This is a genomic window from Pseudomonas sp. M1, assembly GCF_022760135.1.
In the GTDB taxonomy this organism is placed as follows: domain Bacteria; phylum Pseudomonadota; class Gammaproteobacteria; order Pseudomonadales; family Pseudomonadaceae; genus Pseudomonas; species Pseudomonas citronellolis.
Genome location: NZ_CP094343.1, coordinates 5,644,991 through 5,660,139 on the forward strand (window position 1 = coordinate 5,644,991; position 15,149 = coordinate 5,660,139).

Consider the following 15,149-nt stretch of genomic DNA (forward strand, 5'->3'; position numbering starts at 1 on the left):
ACCGTCGGAACACGGTAACACAAGACAGGCCGAACGGCGGCGAACTATAGCATTGGCGCGCGCGGCGGCCCAAGGCCCGCCGCCGGCGATTCAGCTCGGATTCAGCTTTCCCTGTGCAAGATCCGGTATCGGCAGGGTGAAGCCCGGACCGCTTTACCGTTATAATCTCGCCCTTCACTTCGCCCCACGCGATCGGAACATGAGCCAGAATCACGATTTCATCCAGTCGGCACAACGCACCATCGGCCTCGAGCGCGATGCGGTGGATGCCCTGCTGCCACGCATCGGGGCCGATTTCTCCAGGGCCTGCGAACTGCTGCTCGGCTGCACCGGCCGCGTGGTGGTGGTCGGCATGGGCAAGTCCGGGCACATCGCCCGCAAGATCGCCGCCACCCTGGCCAGCACCGGCACCCCGGCGTTCTTCGTGCACCCGGCCGAGGCCAGCCACGGCGACATGGGCATGATCACCAGGGACGACGTGGTCCTGGCGCTGTCCAACTCCGGCTCCACCGCCGAGATCATCACCCTGCTGCCGCTGATCGCCCGCCTGGGCATCACCCTGGTGAGCATGACCGGCAACCCCGAGTCGCCGCTGGCCAAGGCCGCCGCGGTGAACCTGGACGCCAGCGTCGAACACGAGGCCTGCTCGCTGAACCTGGCGCCGACCTCCTCCACCACCGTCTCCCTGGTGCTCGGCGACGCCCTCGCCGTGGCCCTGCTGGAAGCCCGCGGCTTCACCGCCGAGGACTTCGCCTTCTCCCATCCGGGCGGCGCCCTGGGCCGGAGATTGTTGCTGAAAGTGGAAAACATCATGCACGTGGGTGAAGAACTGCCGCAGGTCTCCCCCGGCACTTCGCTCAGCGGCGCCCTGCTGGAAATGACCCGCAAGGGCCTGGGCATGACCATCGTCCTCGGCGAAGACGGCCGCCTGGCCGGCGTGTTCACCGACGGCGACCTGCGCCGCACCCTGGACAAGGGCGTGGATGTGCGCACGGCCACCATCGACCAGGTGATGACCGTGCACGGCAAGACCGTGCGCCCGGACATGCTCGCCGCCGAAGCCCTGAAGATCATGGACGACCACAAGATCAACGTCCTGGTGGTGGTCGACGGCGACGACCACCCGGTCGGCGTCCTGCACGTCCACGACCTGACCCGCGCCGGAGTCATCTGAATGACCGCAGACCTGCTGCAACGCGCCAGTGGCGTGCGCCTGGCGGTGTTCGACGTGGACGGCGTGCTGACCGACGGCAAGCTCTACTTCCTGCCCGACGGCGGCGAGTTCAAGACCTTCAACACTCTCGACGGCCACGGCATCAAGATGCTCATCGCCTCGGGCGTGCGCACCGCCATCATCAGCGGCCGCAAGAGCGCCGTGGTCGAGCGCCGCGCGCAGAACCTGGGCATCGAGCACCTGTTCCAGGGCCGCGAGGACAAGCTGGCGGTCCTCGACCAACTGCTCGCCGAACTCGGGCTAGGCTATGAACAGGTCGCCTACCTGGGCGACGACCTGCCCGACCTTCCGGTCATCCGCCGGGTCGGCCTGGGCATGGCGGTGGCCAGCGCCGACGCCTTCGTTCGCCAGCACGCCCACGGCGTGACCCAGGCGCGCGGCGGCGAAGGCGCGGCCCGTGAATTCTGCGAACTCATCCTGCGCGCCCAGGGCAACCTCGAGGCGGCGCAAAGCGCCTACCTGTAGAGCCAGACATGCCGAAGACCCTTCGCCAGAAGCTCCTCCTCGCCCTGATCGCGGTCCTGCTGGTCGCGCTGGGCTACTACTGGAACGTGCGCCTGGACTTCAACGAGCGCCAGGTCGCGCCGAGCAACGACGCCATCGATTTCTACGCGGCCAATGCCCACAGCCTGCAGTACCGCGAGGACGGCAGCCTGGCCTACGAGATGACCGCCGATCGCCTGGAGCACATGAAAGCCACCGACGTCACCAACGTCACCACGCCGGACCTGTTCTTCTTCCGTGAGGGCGAGCCGCAGCCGTGGCACGTGCAGAGCGTGCGCGCCGAGGTCGGCCCGGAAGGCAAGCAGGTCGAACTGATCGACAACGTCCGGGTCCAGCGCACCGACGCGCAGAACCGCACCCTGCTGCTCACCACCACGCGCATGACGGTGTTCCCGGACAAGGATTATGCCGAGACCAGTCAACCCGTTAAGATCACCGAGCCCCAAGGGGTGACCACGGCGGTAGGCATGAAAGCGTATCTGAAAGACAGCCGGATGACCCTGCTGTCCAACGTAAGAGGTCAGCATGAGGTTCGTTAAAACCTTCCCCCTTTTCCTCGGCCTCGTCGCCGCCCTGGGCAGCAGCGCTGGCTGGGCGCTGCCGACGGATCGCGAGCAGCCGATCCGCGTGCAGGCCGACAGCGCCGAACTGGACGACAAGCAGGGCGTCGCGGTGTACCGCGGCGACGTGGTGGTGACCCAGGGCAGCATGAAGCTGACCGGCAACACCGTCACCCTCAAGCAGAACAAGGACGGCGAGATCGAGGTGGTCACCTCGGTCGGCAAGCCCGCCTATTTCGAGCAGAAGCCGGCGCCGGACAAGGAAATCACCAAGGCCTACGGCCTGACCATCCAGTACTTCGTCACCCAGAACCGGGTGATCCTGATCGACCAGGCCAAGGTGATCCAGGAAGGCAACACCTTCGAAGGCGAGAAGGTCGTCTACGACACCGAACGGCAGATCGTCAACGCCGGCCGCGCCACCGGCACCCAGGTGACCACCCCGCGCCCGCGCATCGACATGGTCATCCAGCCCAAGAAGAAGCAGGATCAAGCCCAGTAATGGCCACGCTCACCGCACAGCACCTCGCCAAGAGCTACAAGGGTCGCCAGGTCGTCCGCGATGTCAGCATGAGCATCGACAGCGGGCAGATCGTCGGCCTGCTCGGCCCCAACGGCGCCGGCAAGACCACCTGCTTCTACATGATCGTCGGCCTGGTCCGCGCCGACCAGGGCGTGGTCCGCATCGACGAGCAGGACGTCACCAACCTGCCCATGCACGGCCGCGCCCGCGCCGGCATCGGCTACCTGCCGCAGGAAGCCTCGATCTTCCGCAAGCTGTCGGTGGCGGACAACATCGGCGCCATCCTCGAGACCCGCGCCGACCTCGACCGCAACGGCCGCAAGGAGGCCCTGGAAGGCCTGCTGGAGGAGTTCCACATCCACCACATCCGCGACAACCTCGGCATGAGCCTGTCCGGCGGCGAGCGCCGCCGCGTGGAGATCGCCCGCGCCCTGGCCAGCTCGCCGAAGTTCATCCTCCTCGACGAACCCTTCGCCGGCGTCGACCCGATCTCGGTGGGCGACATCAAGCAGATCATCCACCACCTCAAGGCCAAGGGCATCGGCGTGCTCATCACCGACCACAACGTGCGCGAGACCCTGGACATCTGCGAGACGGCCTACATCGTCAACGACGGCCAGTTGATCGCCGAGGGCGATTCCGCGGCCATTCTGGCCAACGAACTGGTCAAGGAAGTCTACCTGGGCCACGAGTTCCGCCTCTGAAGTCCTGCCCCGGCCGTCGCGCCGGGGCGCAACCTCATGTCGCGCCGACGGACAGGCAGCGAATTATGCGCAAACGCCCCTAGGCAAAGTCTGAGAATTCAGGCATATAATTTGCTTCCTAGCGGCGTCCGGGAATTTGGGTCCAGGCGCCCGTAGTCGTGGATTGGGTGCGCTACACGCCCGCGGACAAGGTGCCAAGTTCCAGCCATGAAACCATCGCTCGTCCTCAAGATGGGCCAGCAGCTGACGATGACTCCGCAGCTGCAACAGGCCATCCGACTGCTCCAACTCTCCACCCTGGATCTGCAACAGGAGATCCAGGAGGCGCTGGAATCCAACCCGATGCTCGAGCGCCAGGAAGAAGGCGAAGACTTCGACGGTAGCGACCCCTACGCCGAGGGCGCGGAAACCCCCACCAATACCAACGTCAACTCGCAGAGCGAAAGCTTCCAGGAAACCACCACGCCCAGCGCCGACAGCCTGGACGAAGACCAGTGGGCCGAGCGCATCCCCAACGAACTCCCGGTGGACACCGCCTGGGAAGACGTCTACCAGACCAGCGCCAGCAGCCTGCCCAGCAACGACGACGACGAATGGGACTTCACCGCCCGCACCTCCGCCGGCGAGAGCCTGCAGAGCCACCTGCTGTGGCAGCTGAACCTCTGCCCCATGTCCGACAGCGACCGCCTGGTGGCCCTGAGCATCATCGACGGCATCAACAACGACGGCTACCTGGAAGAGTCCCTGGAAGACATCCTCACCTCCCTCGACCCCGAGCTGGGCATCGAGATGGACGAGGTGGAAGTGGTGCTGCGGCGCATCCAACAGATGGAGCCGGCCGGCGTCGGCGCGCGCAACCTGCGCGAATGCCTGCTGCTGCAGCTGCGCCAGATGCCCGCCAACACCCACCTGCTGAGCGAGGCCCTGCGCCTGGTCGCCGACCACCTCGACCTGCTCGGCAGCCGCGACTACACCCAGCTGATGCGGCGCATGAAGCTCAAGGAAGACGAGCTGCGCGAGACCATCGAGCTGATCCAGTCGCTGCACCCGCGCCCGGGTTCGCAGATCGAGTCCGGCGAAGCCGAGTACGTGGTGCCGGACGTGATAGTGCGCAAGCACAACGAGCGCTGGCTGGTGGAGCTGAACCAGGAAGCGGTGCCGCGCCTGCGCGTCAACTCGCAGTACGCCGGCCTGGTGCGCCGCGCCGACTCCAGCGCCGACAACACCTTCATGCGCAACCAGTTGCAGGAAGCGCGCTGGTTCATCAAGAGCCTGCAGAGCCGCAACGAGACGCTGATGAAGGTGGCGACACAGATCGTCGAGCACCAGCGCGGTTTCCTTGAGTACGGCGAGGAAGCCATGAAGCCGCTGGTCCTGCACGATATCGCCGAGGCGGTGGGCATGCACGAGTCGACCATCTCGCGGGTCACCACGCAGAAATTCATGCACACCCCACGCGGCATCTTCGAGCTGAAGTACTTCTTCTCCAGCCACGTGAGCACTTCCGAGGGCGGCGAATGCTCGTCCACGGCGATCCGCGCGATCATCAAGAAACTGGTCGCGGCAGAAAGTCCGAAAAAGCCGTTGAGCGACAGCAAGATCGCTGGTTTACTGGAGGCACAGGGCATTCAAGTGGCACGTCGGACAGTCGCCAAGTACCGGGAATCTCTCGGAATAGCTCCATCGAGCGAGCGCAAGCGACTGGTCTGATTGACCCAAGCCAAGGTGTTCCGGCGGCAGGCCCCATAACCTGCCACTTATACACGGGCAATAAGGAGAAAGCGGTATGCAAGTCAACATCAGTGGCCATCAACTGGATGTGACCGACGCCCTGCGCGACTACGTGGTCGAGAAACTCGGCCGACTGGAGCGCCACTTCGACAAGATCACCAATGTTCAGGTCATCATGGAGGTCGAAAAGCTGAAACAGCGTATCGAAGCCACGCTGCACATTTCCGGTGGCGAAGTCGTGGCCTGCGCAGAACACGAAGACATGTACGCCGCCATCGACCTGCTGACCGACAAACTCGATCGACAACTGATCAAACACAAGGAAAAGTACCTCGAACGCCAACAGGGCGTTGGAGTCCGCTAACCCCCCTCCCCTATGATCCGACTTGAGCAGATCCTGTCCCCCGGCCGTTCCCTGGTGAACGTGCCGGGCGGCAGCAAGAAGCGCGTACTCGAACAGATCGCCAACCTGGTCGTGAAAGACCTTCCCGGCCTCGACGCGCAAGACATCTTCGAAAGCCTGGTGGCCCGCGAACGCCTGGGCTCCACCGGCTTCGGCAATGGCATCGCCATTCCCCACTGCCGCCTGACCGGTTGCAAGGCACCGATCAGCGCCATCCTTCACCTCGATGCACCGGTGGACTTCGACGCCCTCGACGGCGCTCCGGTCGACCTGGTGTTCGTCCTGCTGGTACCCGAAGCCGCCACCGAGGAGCATCTGGAGCTGCTGCGCCAGATCGCCTCGATGCTCGACCGCGCCGAGGTGCGCGAACGCCTGCGCCGCGCGAGCGATGGCGAGGCGCTGTACCAGATAGTCGTGGAAGTGCAGAACGGCCACTAGCATGCGCCTGATCATCGTCAGCGGCCGTTCCGGCTCCGGCAAGAGCACTGCCCTCAACGTCCTCGAGGACAACGGCTTCTACTGCATCGACAACCTGCCGGCCAGCCTGCTGCCGGACCTGGCCCAGCGCGCACTGCTGCACACCGAGCTGATGCACCCGCAGGTGGCCGTGTCGATCGACGCGCGCAACCTGCCCAGCCAGCTCAAGCGCTTCCCCGAGCTGCTCCAGGAAGCCCGCGACAAGCACATCCAGTGCGACGTGCTGTACCTGGACGCCGACGACGAGACGCTGCTCAAGCGCTTCTCCGAGACGCGCCGGCGCCACCCGCTGACCACCGACACCCGCTCCCTCGCCGAGGCCATCGCCGACGAGGAACAACTGCTCAGCCCGATCGCCGACCTCGCCGACCTCAAGCTGAACACCACCAACCTCAACCTCTACCAGTTGCGCGACGTCATCAAGCTGCGCCTGCTGAACAAACCCGAGCCGGGCACCGCCTTCCTCGTCGAGTCGTTCGGCTTCAAGCGCGGCATGCCGGTGGACGCCGACCTGGTGTTCGACGTGCGCTGCCTGCCCAACCCCTACTGGAAACCCGAGCTGCGCGAGCAGTCGGGCCTGGACAAGGGCGTGCAGGAATATCTCGCCGAGCAGCCCGACGTGGAAGAGATGTACCAGGACACCCTGGGCTACCTGAACAAATGGCTGCCGCGCTTCGCCGCCAGCAACCGCGCCTACGTCACCATTGCCATCGGCTGCACGGGCGGCCATCATCGCTCGGTCTACCTCGCCGAGCGCATCGGCAATGCCCTGAAAGCCACCCTGAAGAACGTGCAGATTCGCCACCGCGACCTGAGCTAGCAGCAGATAACGAAAGGACAGCCCCCTCGCGATGCCCGCCCTCGAGATCACCATCATCAACAAGCTCGGCCTGCACGCCCGCGCGGCGGCCAAATTCGTCGGCGTGGCCGGCCGCTTCCCGTGCCAGGTCCGCGTCGGTCGCAGCCCGGAGAGCACGGTGGATGGCAAGAGCATCATGGCGGTGATGATGCTGGCCGCGGGCAAGGGCACCAATCTGCACCTGAACGCCGAGGGCGAGCAGGCCGACGAGGCCCTACAGGCTCTCGTCGATCTGATAAACAACTACTTCGACGAAGGCGAGTGACCGCCCGTCCGCACCGCGCCGGGCGCTAGCCCAGCGACGTATCCAGCACCATCATCAGGCAGAAGCCGACGATCAGCCCCAGGGTCGCCTCCCCGGCATAGCCGCGCCGCTGCGATTCGGGAATGATCTCCCGCACCACCACGTAGAGCATCGCCCCCGCCGCCAGGGCCAGGCCCCAGGGCAGCAGCATCCGCGACACCCCCACCAGCCAGGCGCAGAGCACCGCGAACAGCGGCTCGACCAGCCCGGAAGCCGCGCCGGCCAGCATCGCCCGCACCCGCGACATCCCCGCGCCGGCCAGCACCAGAGCGATGGCCAGGCCTTCGGGCACGTCCTGCAGGGCGATGCCCAGCGCCAGGCCGCCGGCGCCCTGGACCTCGCCGCCGGCGGCAACGCCCACGGCCATCCCCTCGGGAATGTTGTGCAGGACGATGGCCGCGACGAACAGCAGGATGCGGGCGGGAATGGCAGGGGTCGGCGCGTCGTCCAGGTCATGCTGGGCATCGTCCAGCATCCGCCCGGCCAGCATCAGCCCCAGCACGCCCAATGCCATGCCGAAGCTGACCAGCAGCGCGGCGTACAGCGGCGAGCGACCGCCCGCCTCGACCGCCTCCAGGGCTGGCAGCAGCAGGGAAAAGGCTGTCGCCGCCAGCATCACCCCGGCGCCGAAGCCCAGCAGGGTATCGGCGACCCGCGCCGGCATGCTGCGGATCAGCAGCACAGGAACCGCGCCCAGGGCCGTGCCCAGGGCGCAGATCAGGCCGCCGCTCAGCGCCTGGTACAGCGGCGCCGGCAATTGCAGGCGCGCCAGCAGCAACAGGTGGTTGAACATCAGGCCGCTGCCCAGCAGCACTATCCCCAGGCCGAGCAGCCAGCGCAGGCTGCGCGCGCCGCCCTGCCGCGCGCTTGCCTCTAGCGGGCGCATGGCGTCACTTCCGCGGCGGGCATCAGGCGAGCCCCCGCTGCTCCAGGGCCAGGCGGTAGCGGCGCGCCACTTCCGGCCAGTCGACGACCTCGTAGAAGGCCGCGATGTATTCCGGCCGGCGGTTCTGGTACTGCAGGTAGTAGGCGTGCTCCCAGACATCCAGGCCGAGGATGGGGATCAGGTCCTGCATCAGCGGGCTGTCCTGGTTGGCGCTGCTTTCCACCTTCAGGCGGCCCTGGCTGTCGACGCAGAGCCAGGCCCAGCCGCTGCCGAAGCGGGTCAGCGCGGCCTTGGTGAAGGCGTCGCGGAAGGCCGCGTAGCCACCCAGTTCGGTCTCGATGGCGCGGGCCAGGGCGCCGTCGGGCTCGCCGCCGCCGCTCGGCGACATCACCTGCCAGAACAGCGAATGGTTGGCATGGCCGCCGCCGTTGTTGATCACCGCGCCGAGCAACTTCTCCGGCAGGTGGTTGAGCTGCTGCAGCAGTTCCTCCACCGGCAGTTCGGCGAAGGGCGTGCCCTCCAGCGCGGCATTCAGGTTGTTGACGTAGGTCTGGTGGTGCTTGCTGTGGTGAATCTCCATGGTCCGCGCATCGATGTGCGGCTCCAGGGCGTCGTAGGCATAGGGCAAGGCGGGAAGACTGTGGGGCATGGTCGCTCCTAGTGGTAGCGCATGGATTGCGGGGTGGCGAAGAGGCCGGGACGCAGCTCCACTTCGCCCTGCTGGTGCAGCAGCTCGCGGGTGCGCGGGTAGTTGCCGTGCTCGCCGATGAAGTTGAGCAGTTCGAGGTAGCTGCGCCGGCTGTGGCGCAGCGCGGCCTCGCGCATGTCGCGGCTCTGCCGCGGGTCGATGCTCAGCTCCAGCAGCCGCTCGTGGCAGTTGCACAGGTATTCGGCGGCCTCTTCCGGCTGGCCCAGCTGCACGTGCAGGTCGCCCAGGTTGTGGTGGGAGATGACGAAAGCCATCACCGCCTCGTCCGGGTCGTGCCAGCGGCCCAGCAGCAACTGGGCGTGGGCCAGGGCGTGGAGGTAGTGCTCGCGGGCATCGATCAACTCGTTGCGGATGAAGCAGCGGTTGCCCAGTTCGATGGTCTGTTGCCAATGGCGCATGTCACATACCTCCATGGTGGCGCGGCCTCAGAGGCCGCCGGCGGTGAGTTTCTCGGGGTCCAGCAGGGCCTCCAGGCGCTCGCGGCCGAGATCGGTGTTCTCCAGCGCCACCTCGATGATCGGGCGGCCCTCGCGGTAGGCCTGCTTGGCGATCTCGGCGGCCTTCTGGTAGCCGATGATCGGGTTCAGCGCGGTGACCAGGATCGGGTTGCGCGACAGCGCTTCGCGCAGGCGCGCCTCGTTGACCTTGAAGCTGGCGATGGCCTTGTCGGCCAGCAGGCGGCTGACGTTGCCCAGCAGCTGGATGCTCTGCAGCAGGTTGTCGGCGATCACCGGCAGCATCACGTTCAGCTCGAAGTTGCCGGACTGCCCGGCCACGGCGATGGTGGCGTCGTTGCCGATCACCTGGGCGGCGACCATGGCAGTGGCCTCGGGGATCACCGGGTTGACCTTGCCGGGCATGATCGAGGAGCCCGGCTGCAGGGCTTCCAGCTCGATCTCGGCGAGGCCGGCGAGCGGGCCGGAGTTCATCCAGCGCAGGTCGTTGGCGACCTTCATCAGCGCCACGGCAAGGGTCTTGAGCTGGCCGGAGACGGCCACGGCGGTGTCCTGGGCGCCGATCAGCGCGAAGAAGTCGTCGCCCGGGCGGAAGGCCAGGCCGGTCAGGCCGTTGAGTTCCTGGCAGAAGCGCGCGGAGAACTGCGGGTGGGCATTCACCCCGGTGCCGACGGCGGTGCCGCCCTGAGCCAGTTGCTGCAGCGCCGGCTGCAGGGCTTCGAGGTTGGCAGTGGCCTGGCGTACCTGCTGGGCCCAGCCGCCGAGCACCTGGCTCAGGCGCACCGGCATGGCATCCATCAGGTGGGTGCGCCCGGTCTTGACGTACTGCTGCACCTCGCCGGCCTTGCGCTCGAGGGTGGCTTGCAGGTGGCGCAGCGCCGGCAGCAGGCGCTCGTGGATTTCCAGGGCGGCGCTGATGTGGATGGTCGAGGGGATGATGTCGTTGCTGCTCTGCCCGCAGTTGACCTGGTCGTTGGGGTTGACCGCGCGGCCCAGGCGACGGCCGGCGAGGGTCGCCACCACCTCGTTGGCGTTCATGTTGGAGCTGGTGCCGGAGCCGGTCTGGAACACGTCCACCGGGAAGTGCTGGAGGAAGTCGCCGGCCAGCAGTTCCTCGCAGGCGGCGACGATGGCCGCGCCGGTCTCGGCGTCCAGTTGCTCCAGGGCGACGTTGGCCCGCGCCGCGGCGGCCTTGGCCAGCAGCAGCGCGCGGATGAAGGCGGCGGGCATACGCTGGCCGCTGACCGGGAAGTTGTTCACCGCACGCTGGGTCTGGGCCCCATACAGCGCCGCGGCCGGTACCGCCAGTTCACCCATGCTGTCGCGTTCGATACGGCTGTCAGTCATTCTGCTTTCTCGCTTACAGGTCGTGGTACGTCAGGGAAGGCGCCATCGGCTGCGTGGCCAGCCGACGCGAAAGCTGTTGCAGGCGCTGCCTGCGTTCGGCATCGCCGGCGAGGCGGCGCAGGTCGCAGAGCGGGCGATAGGCGTGGTCGAGGCAGAGTCCGCGCCAATGCCACGGCAGGGCGACGTCGGCGGCGGTGTCGAGCAGCAGCTGGAAGCTCTTCTCGAACAGCTGCCAGGCCGGCAGCGGCTCCCAGGCCACCAGGTAGCGCGTCTCGAACAGGTAGAGCTCCAGCAGGCGCGGCTCGTCGGGCTCCAGCGCGCAGCGGATGCGGGTGCCCAGGCGATACCAGCGGTCGAGCAGGGAGGTGTGGGTTTCGACGAACATGGCTGGCTCTCGAACGATAATGAGATTGATTATCGTTACGAGAGAAAGAAAATACAAGTCAGACCAAGGGAGTAGGGCAAATCGGGGAGGTAGTTTCGCCGGGTGCTCTTCGTAGGAGCGAGCTTGCTCGCGAATTGCATTCTGCCGGCTAGGCTCGGCGTTTGCTCCAAGAGCGCCCTCTCCCTAACCCTCTCCCTGAAGGGAGAGGGGACCGTTGGGCAGATGCTGGTGCTCTGGAGTTAGCCGGCAATGCCGAAAGCTGCCGGATGAAACCTAGCCGTCTCTCGGCACGGACTGCCCCCTCTCCCTTCAGGGAGAGGGCTGGGGAGAGGGGCAGCGTCAACCCGAAACACCGAAGCCACCGGGAAACTCCCTTCGCGAGCAAGCTCGCTCCTACGAAGAGCCATTGTGGAAAGAAAAACGCCGCTTCCCTCGGCAGGAAACGGCGTTCTCCAGAACCACAGCCTGCTATCAGTTACCAGCCACCATCATCCTTTCCACCAGCACCGACCCGGTGTGCAGGTTCCCGCGGCTCTCCACGTCATTGCCGATGGCCAGGATGCTGGCGAACAGGTCCTTGAGGTTGGCGGCGATGGTGACTTCCTGCACCGGGAACTGGATCTCGCCGTTCTCCACCCAGTAGCCGCCGGCGCCGCGGGAGTAGTCGCCGGTGACCAGGTTGACGCCCTGCCCCATCAGTTCGGTGACCAGCAGGCCGCGGCCCATGCGCCGCAGCAGGGCCTTCTGGTCCTCGTCGCCGTGGCTGACGAAGAGGTTGTGCACGCCGCCGGCGTTGGCCGTGCTGGGCATGCCCAGCTTGCGCCCGGAGTAGGTGCCGAGCACGTAGGAAACCAGGGTGCCGTTCTCCACGAAGGGCTTGGCGTAGGTGGCCAGGCCGTCGTTGTCGAACGAGGCGCTGCCCAGGGCGCCGGGCAGCAGCGGGCGTTCGTCGAGGGTCAGCCACTCGGGGAACAGGCGCTGGCCCAGGCAGCCTTCGAGGAACGACGACTTGCGGTACAGGCTGCCGCCGGAGATGGCGCCGAGGAAGTGGCCGAACAGGCCCACGGCGACTTCCGGGGCGAACAGCACCGGCACCTCGGCGGTCGGCACCGGGCGCGCGCCCAGGCGGCTGGCGGCGCGCTGGGCGGCGCGGCGGCCGATGCTCTCCGGGCTGTCCAGCAGCTCGCCGCGGCGTTTCACGTCGTACCAGTAGTCGCGCTGCATCTGCCCTTCGCCCTCGGCGATCATCACGCAGCTGAGGCTGTGGCGGGTGCTGGCGTAACCGCCGATGAAGCCGTGGCTGTTGCCGTAGACGCGGCAGCCATGGTGGATGTTCAGGGTGGTACCGTCGGCCTTGGTCACCCGCGGGTCGGCATCGAAGGCCGCGGCTTCGCAGGCCAGCGCGCGCTCCACGGCCTGGTCCGGGGTCAGCGACCAGGCGTGGTACAGGTCCAGGTCGGGCAGGTCGCGGGCCATGAGCGCGGGATCGGCCAGGCCGGAACAGTCGTCCTCGGAGGTGTGCCTGGCGATGGCCAGGGCCGCCGCCACGGTTTCGCGGATGGCCTCGTCGCCGGTCGCCGAGGTGCTCGCCGAGCCCTTGCGCTGGCCGACGTAGAGGGTGATGCCGAAGCCCTGGTCGCGGTTGAATTCGACCGTCTCGACCTCGCGCTGGCGCACGCTGGTGGACAGCCCCTGCTCCAGGGACACCGCCACTTCGCAGCCCGTGGCGCCCTGGCGCTTCGCCTCGGCGACGATCCGCTCGACCTGCTCGCGCAGCGCCGGAAGTGCCTCGGGGCCGACTGCCTTGGCCTGTTCGCTCATTGCCAAACTCTCCTGTTCTGTTCCGCGGACGGGGCGACGGGCCCCGTGGCATCGCGGGCGGGCCGGACAAGCGACCCTCGACTCGTTATCATGGCGGCGTTTTCCACTGGACCACCGCCATGGCTGAATATCAAGACGACGACTCGCTGTTCGAAGAGAAGAGCAAGTCGCAAGTAAAACGCGAGCTGCACGCCCTGCAGGACCTCGGCGAGCGCCTGACCGCGCTCAAGCCGGACATGCTCGACCGCCTGCCGCTCACCGAGCCGCTGCGCCGCGCCATCGACGAGGCGCCCAAGCACAAGGCCAATGCCGCCCGCAAACGCCACCGGCAGTTCATCGGCAAGCTGATGCGCGACCAGGACCTCGATGCCATCGTCGCCCTGCTCGACCAGCTCGACAGCTCCACGCGCCAGTACAACGAGCGCTTCCACGCCCTGGAGCGCTGGCGCGACCGCCTCGTCACCGGCGGCGACGAAGCCCTTTCCGCATTCTTCGCCGAATACCCGGACAGCGACCGCCAGCACCTGCTGCAGCTGATCCGCCACGCCCAGCACGAGGCCGCTCACGACAAGCCCCCGGCCGCGGCGCGGAAGATCTTCAAATACATCCGCGAACTGGACGAGCTCAAGCGCGGCCTCCGCTGAAAGCCTACCCACGACCTGCTGCGCGTCGGCATAACTGCGTTAAAAACAGGTGAGAAATGCTCATTTAGCATCAGTAAACTGCGCTTCCTCACCTGTTTTTGCCTTGTTCTGCTCTAGCTCGCGAGGCCGTGAGCAGACTTTCCAAATGCTTCCCGGCGCCTCAGGCGCCGGTCCCGCCCACGGTGATGCCGTCGATCTTCAGCGTCGGCTGGCCAACGCCCACCGGTACCGACTGGCCATCCTTGCCGCAGGTGCCCACGCCGCTGTCCAGGGCCATGTCGTTGCCGACCATGGACACCCGGCTCATCACTTCCGGCCCGTTGCCGATCAGGGTCGCGCCCTTCACCGGGCGGGTGATCTTGCCGTTCTCGATCAGGTAGGCCTCGCTGGTGGCGAAGACGAACTTGCCGCTGGTGATGTCCACCTGGCCGCCGCCGAGATTGGCGCAGTAGATGCCCTTCTCCACCGAGGCGATGATCTCCGCCGGGTCGCTCTGCCCGGCCAGCATGTAGGTGTTGGTCATGCGCGGCATCGGCAGGTGCGCGTAGGACTCGCGGCGGCCGTTGCCGGTGCGCGCCACGCCCATCAGGCGGGCGTTGAGCTTGTCCTGCATGTAGCCCTTGAGGATGCCGTTCTCGATCAGCACGTTGTATTGCGTGGGAGTGCCCTCATCGTCCACCGACAGCGAGCCGCGGCGCCCGGCCAGGGTGCCGTCGTCGACGATGGTGCACAGGCTGGAGGCCACCTTCTCGCCGATGCGCCCGCTGTAGGCCGAGCTGCCCTTGCGGTTGAAGTCGCCTTCCAGGCCGTGGCCCACCGCCTCGTGCAGCAGCACGCCGGACCAGCCGGCGCCCATCACCACCGGCAGGGTGCCGGCCGGCGCGGGGACCGCTTCGAGGTTGACCAAAGCCTGGCGCAACGCCTCGCGAGCGTAGGACATGGCGCGGTCTTCACTGAGGAAATAGCGATAATCGGTGCGCCCGCCGCCGCCATGGCCGCCGCGCTCGCGGCGACCGTTCTGCTCGACGATGACGCTGACGTTGAAGCGCACCAGCGGGCGGATGTCCGCGGCCAGGGAACCATCGGCGGCGGCGATGAGGACCTGCTCCCAGACGCCGGCAAGGCTCACGGTGACCTGCTGGATGCGCGGGTCGAGGGCGCGGGTGGCAGCGTCGATCTTCTTCAGCAGCTCGACCTTCTCGGCGCGGCTGAGCACGTCCAGCGGGTTCTCGCCGGCGTACAGGCGCGTCGGCGCGACCGCCTTGAACGCCTGCACCCGGCCGTTCTGCCCAGCGCGGGAGATCGAGCGCGCAGCGAGCGCCGCTTGGGACAGCGCATCGGGGGTGATGGCATTGCTGTAGGCGAAGCCGGTCTTCTCGCCGGACTGGGCGCGCACGCCCACGCCCTGGTCCATGTGGAAGCTGCCTTCCTTGACGATGCCGTCCTCGAGCATCCAGGACTCTGAGACCTGGCTCTGGAAGTACAGGTCGGCGGCGTCGATGCCCGGGCCGCTCAGCTCGTGCAGGATCGGCTGCAGGCCGTCGACGTCCAGGCCGCCGGGGGCCAGCAGGTGCTGGCTGACGGATGACAACAACTCGCTCAT

General features: G+C 66.9%; 18 protein-coding genes. 11 read left to right on the forward strand and 7 right to left on the reverse strand.

The window, feature by feature from the left end; genetic code table 11:
- Window positions 1–199: 199 nt before the first annotated feature.
- The 10 genes from PM1_RS24960 (at window position 200) to PM1_RS25005 (ending at window position 7,260) form a co-directional block, all read left to right on the forward strand.
- Complete coding sequence (locus PM1_RS24960) at window positions 200–1,174, forward strand: KpsF/GutQ family sugar-phosphate isomerase (RefSeq protein WP_009617811.1); 975 nt, start codon at window positions 200–202, stop codon at window positions 1,172–1,174.
- Window positions 1,175–1,699, forward strand: coding sequence for a KdsC family phosphatase (locus tag PM1_RS24965; protein ID WP_009617809.1), 525 nt, complete (start codon window positions 1,175–1,177; stop codon window positions 1,697–1,699).
- 8 nt (window positions 1,700–1,707) lie between these two features.
- Window positions 1,708–2,277 carry an LPS export ABC transporter periplasmic protein LptC gene (gene lptC / locus PM1_RS24970; protein ID WP_009617808.1) on the forward strand — a complete coding sequence of 190 codons (570 nt, stop codon included), beginning with the start codon at window positions 1,708–1,710 and terminating at the stop codon, window positions 2,275–2,277.
- Window positions 2,264–2,800, forward strand: a complete 537-nt coding sequence (gene lptA, locus PM1_RS24975; protein WP_009617806.1) for a lipopolysaccharide transport periplasmic protein LptA — start codon at window positions 2,264–2,266, stop codon at window positions 2,798–2,800. The genes lptC and lptA overlap by 14 nt, the downstream gene beginning before the upstream one ends.
- A complete protein-coding gene (gene lptB / locus PM1_RS24980; RefSeq protein ID WP_009617805.1) occupies window positions 2,800–3,525 on the forward strand; it encodes an LPS export ABC transporter ATP-binding protein in 726 nt (241 codons plus the stop codon). Before lptA ends, lptB begins: the two co-directional genes overlap by 1 nt.
- 207 nt (window positions 3,526–3,732) lie before the next feature.
- Window positions 3,733–5,235, forward strand: coding sequence for an RNA polymerase factor sigma-54 (locus tag PM1_RS24985; RefSeq protein WP_024128165.1), 1,503 nt, complete (start codon window positions 3,733–3,735; stop codon window positions 5,233–5,235).
- 76 nt (window positions 5,236–5,311) lie between these two features.
- On the forward strand, window positions 5,312–5,620 hold the full coding sequence (gene hpf, locus PM1_RS24990) for a ribosome hibernation-promoting factor, HPF/YfiA family (RefSeq protein WP_009617801.1): 309 nt from the start codon (window positions 5,312–5,314) through the stop codon (window positions 5,618–5,620).
- A gap of 12 nt (window positions 5,621–5,632) precedes the next feature.
- On the forward strand, window positions 5,633–6,097 hold the full coding sequence (gene ptsN / locus PM1_RS24995) for a PTS IIA-like nitrogen regulatory protein PtsN (RefSeq protein ID WP_009617799.1): 465 nt from the start codon (window positions 5,633–5,635) through the stop codon (window positions 6,095–6,097).
- A gap of 1 nt (window position 6,098) precedes the next feature.
- The gene (gene rapZ / locus PM1_RS25000) at window positions 6,099–6,956 is read left to right on the forward strand and encodes an RNase adapter RapZ (RefSeq protein WP_009617797.1); all 858 of its coding nucleotides are present in this window, start codon (window positions 6,099–6,101) and stop codon (window positions 6,954–6,956) included.
- Between the two features lie 31 nt (window positions 6,957–6,987).
- Window positions 6,988–7,260: an HPr family phosphocarrier protein gene (locus PM1_RS25005; RefSeq protein WP_009617794.1), complete on the forward strand. Its 273-nt coding sequence runs from the start codon at window positions 6,988–6,990 to the stop codon at window positions 7,258–7,260.
- A gap of 25 nt (window positions 7,261–7,285) precedes the next feature.
- Here the strand turns inward: PM1_RS25005 and PM1_RS25010 are convergent, their stop codons facing one another.
- The 6 genes from PM1_RS25010 to pmbA all read right to left on the reverse strand — a co-directional run bounded on the left by PM1_RS25010 (window position 7,286) and on the right by pmbA (window position 12,902).
- The gene (locus PM1_RS25010; protein ID WP_009617793.1) at window positions 7,286–8,185 is read right to left on the reverse strand and encodes a ZIP family metal transporter; all 900 of its coding nucleotides are present in this window, start codon (window positions 8,183–8,185) and stop codon (window positions 7,286–7,288) included.
- 22 nt (window positions 8,186–8,207) lie between these two features.
- The gene (locus tag PM1_RS25015; protein WP_009617792.1) at window positions 8,208–8,834 is read right to left on the reverse strand and encodes a superoxide dismutase; all 627 of its coding nucleotides are present in this window, start codon (window positions 8,832–8,834) and stop codon (window positions 8,208–8,210) included.
- An 8-nt stretch (window positions 8,835–8,842) separates the two neighbouring features.
- On the reverse strand, window positions 8,843–9,292 hold the full coding sequence (locus PM1_RS25020; protein WP_009617791.1) for a tetratricopeptide repeat protein: 450 nt from the start codon (window positions 9,290–9,292) through the stop codon (window positions 8,843–8,845).
- Between the two features lie 27 nt (window positions 9,293–9,319).
- Window positions 9,320–10,696, reverse strand: a complete 1,377-nt coding sequence (gene fumC / locus PM1_RS25025) for a class II fumarate hydratase FumC (protein ID WP_009617787.1) — start codon at window positions 10,694–10,696, stop codon at window positions 9,320–9,322.
- A gap of 13 nt (window positions 10,697–10,709) precedes the next feature.
- Window positions 10,710–11,081, reverse strand: a complete 372-nt coding sequence (locus PM1_RS25030; protein WP_009617785.1) for a hypothetical protein — start codon at window positions 11,079–11,081, stop codon at window positions 10,710–10,712.
- Window positions 11,082–11,552: 471 nt separating this feature from the next.
- The gene (pmbA, locus tag PM1_RS25035) at window positions 11,553–12,902 is read right to left on the reverse strand and encodes a metalloprotease PmbA (protein WP_009617783.1); all 1,350 of its coding nucleotides are present in this window, start codon (window positions 12,900–12,902) and stop codon (window positions 11,553–11,555) included.
- A 119-nt stretch (window positions 12,903–13,021) separates the two neighbouring features.
- Between pmbA and yjgA the strand changes: the two genes are divergently transcribed.
- Window positions 13,022–13,546, forward strand: coding sequence for a ribosome biogenesis factor YjgA (yjgA, locus tag PM1_RS25040; RefSeq protein ID WP_009617781.1), 525 nt, complete (start codon window positions 13,022–13,024; stop codon window positions 13,544–13,546).
- Window positions 13,547–13,706: 160 nt separating this feature from the next.
- On the opposite strand, the gene tldD is transcribed toward yjgA, so the two are convergent.
- Window positions 13,707–15,149 carry a metalloprotease TldD gene (gene tldD / locus PM1_RS25045; protein ID WP_009617779.1) on the reverse strand — a complete coding sequence of 481 codons (1,443 nt, stop codon included), beginning with the start codon at window positions 15,147–15,149 and terminating at the stop codon, window positions 13,707–13,709.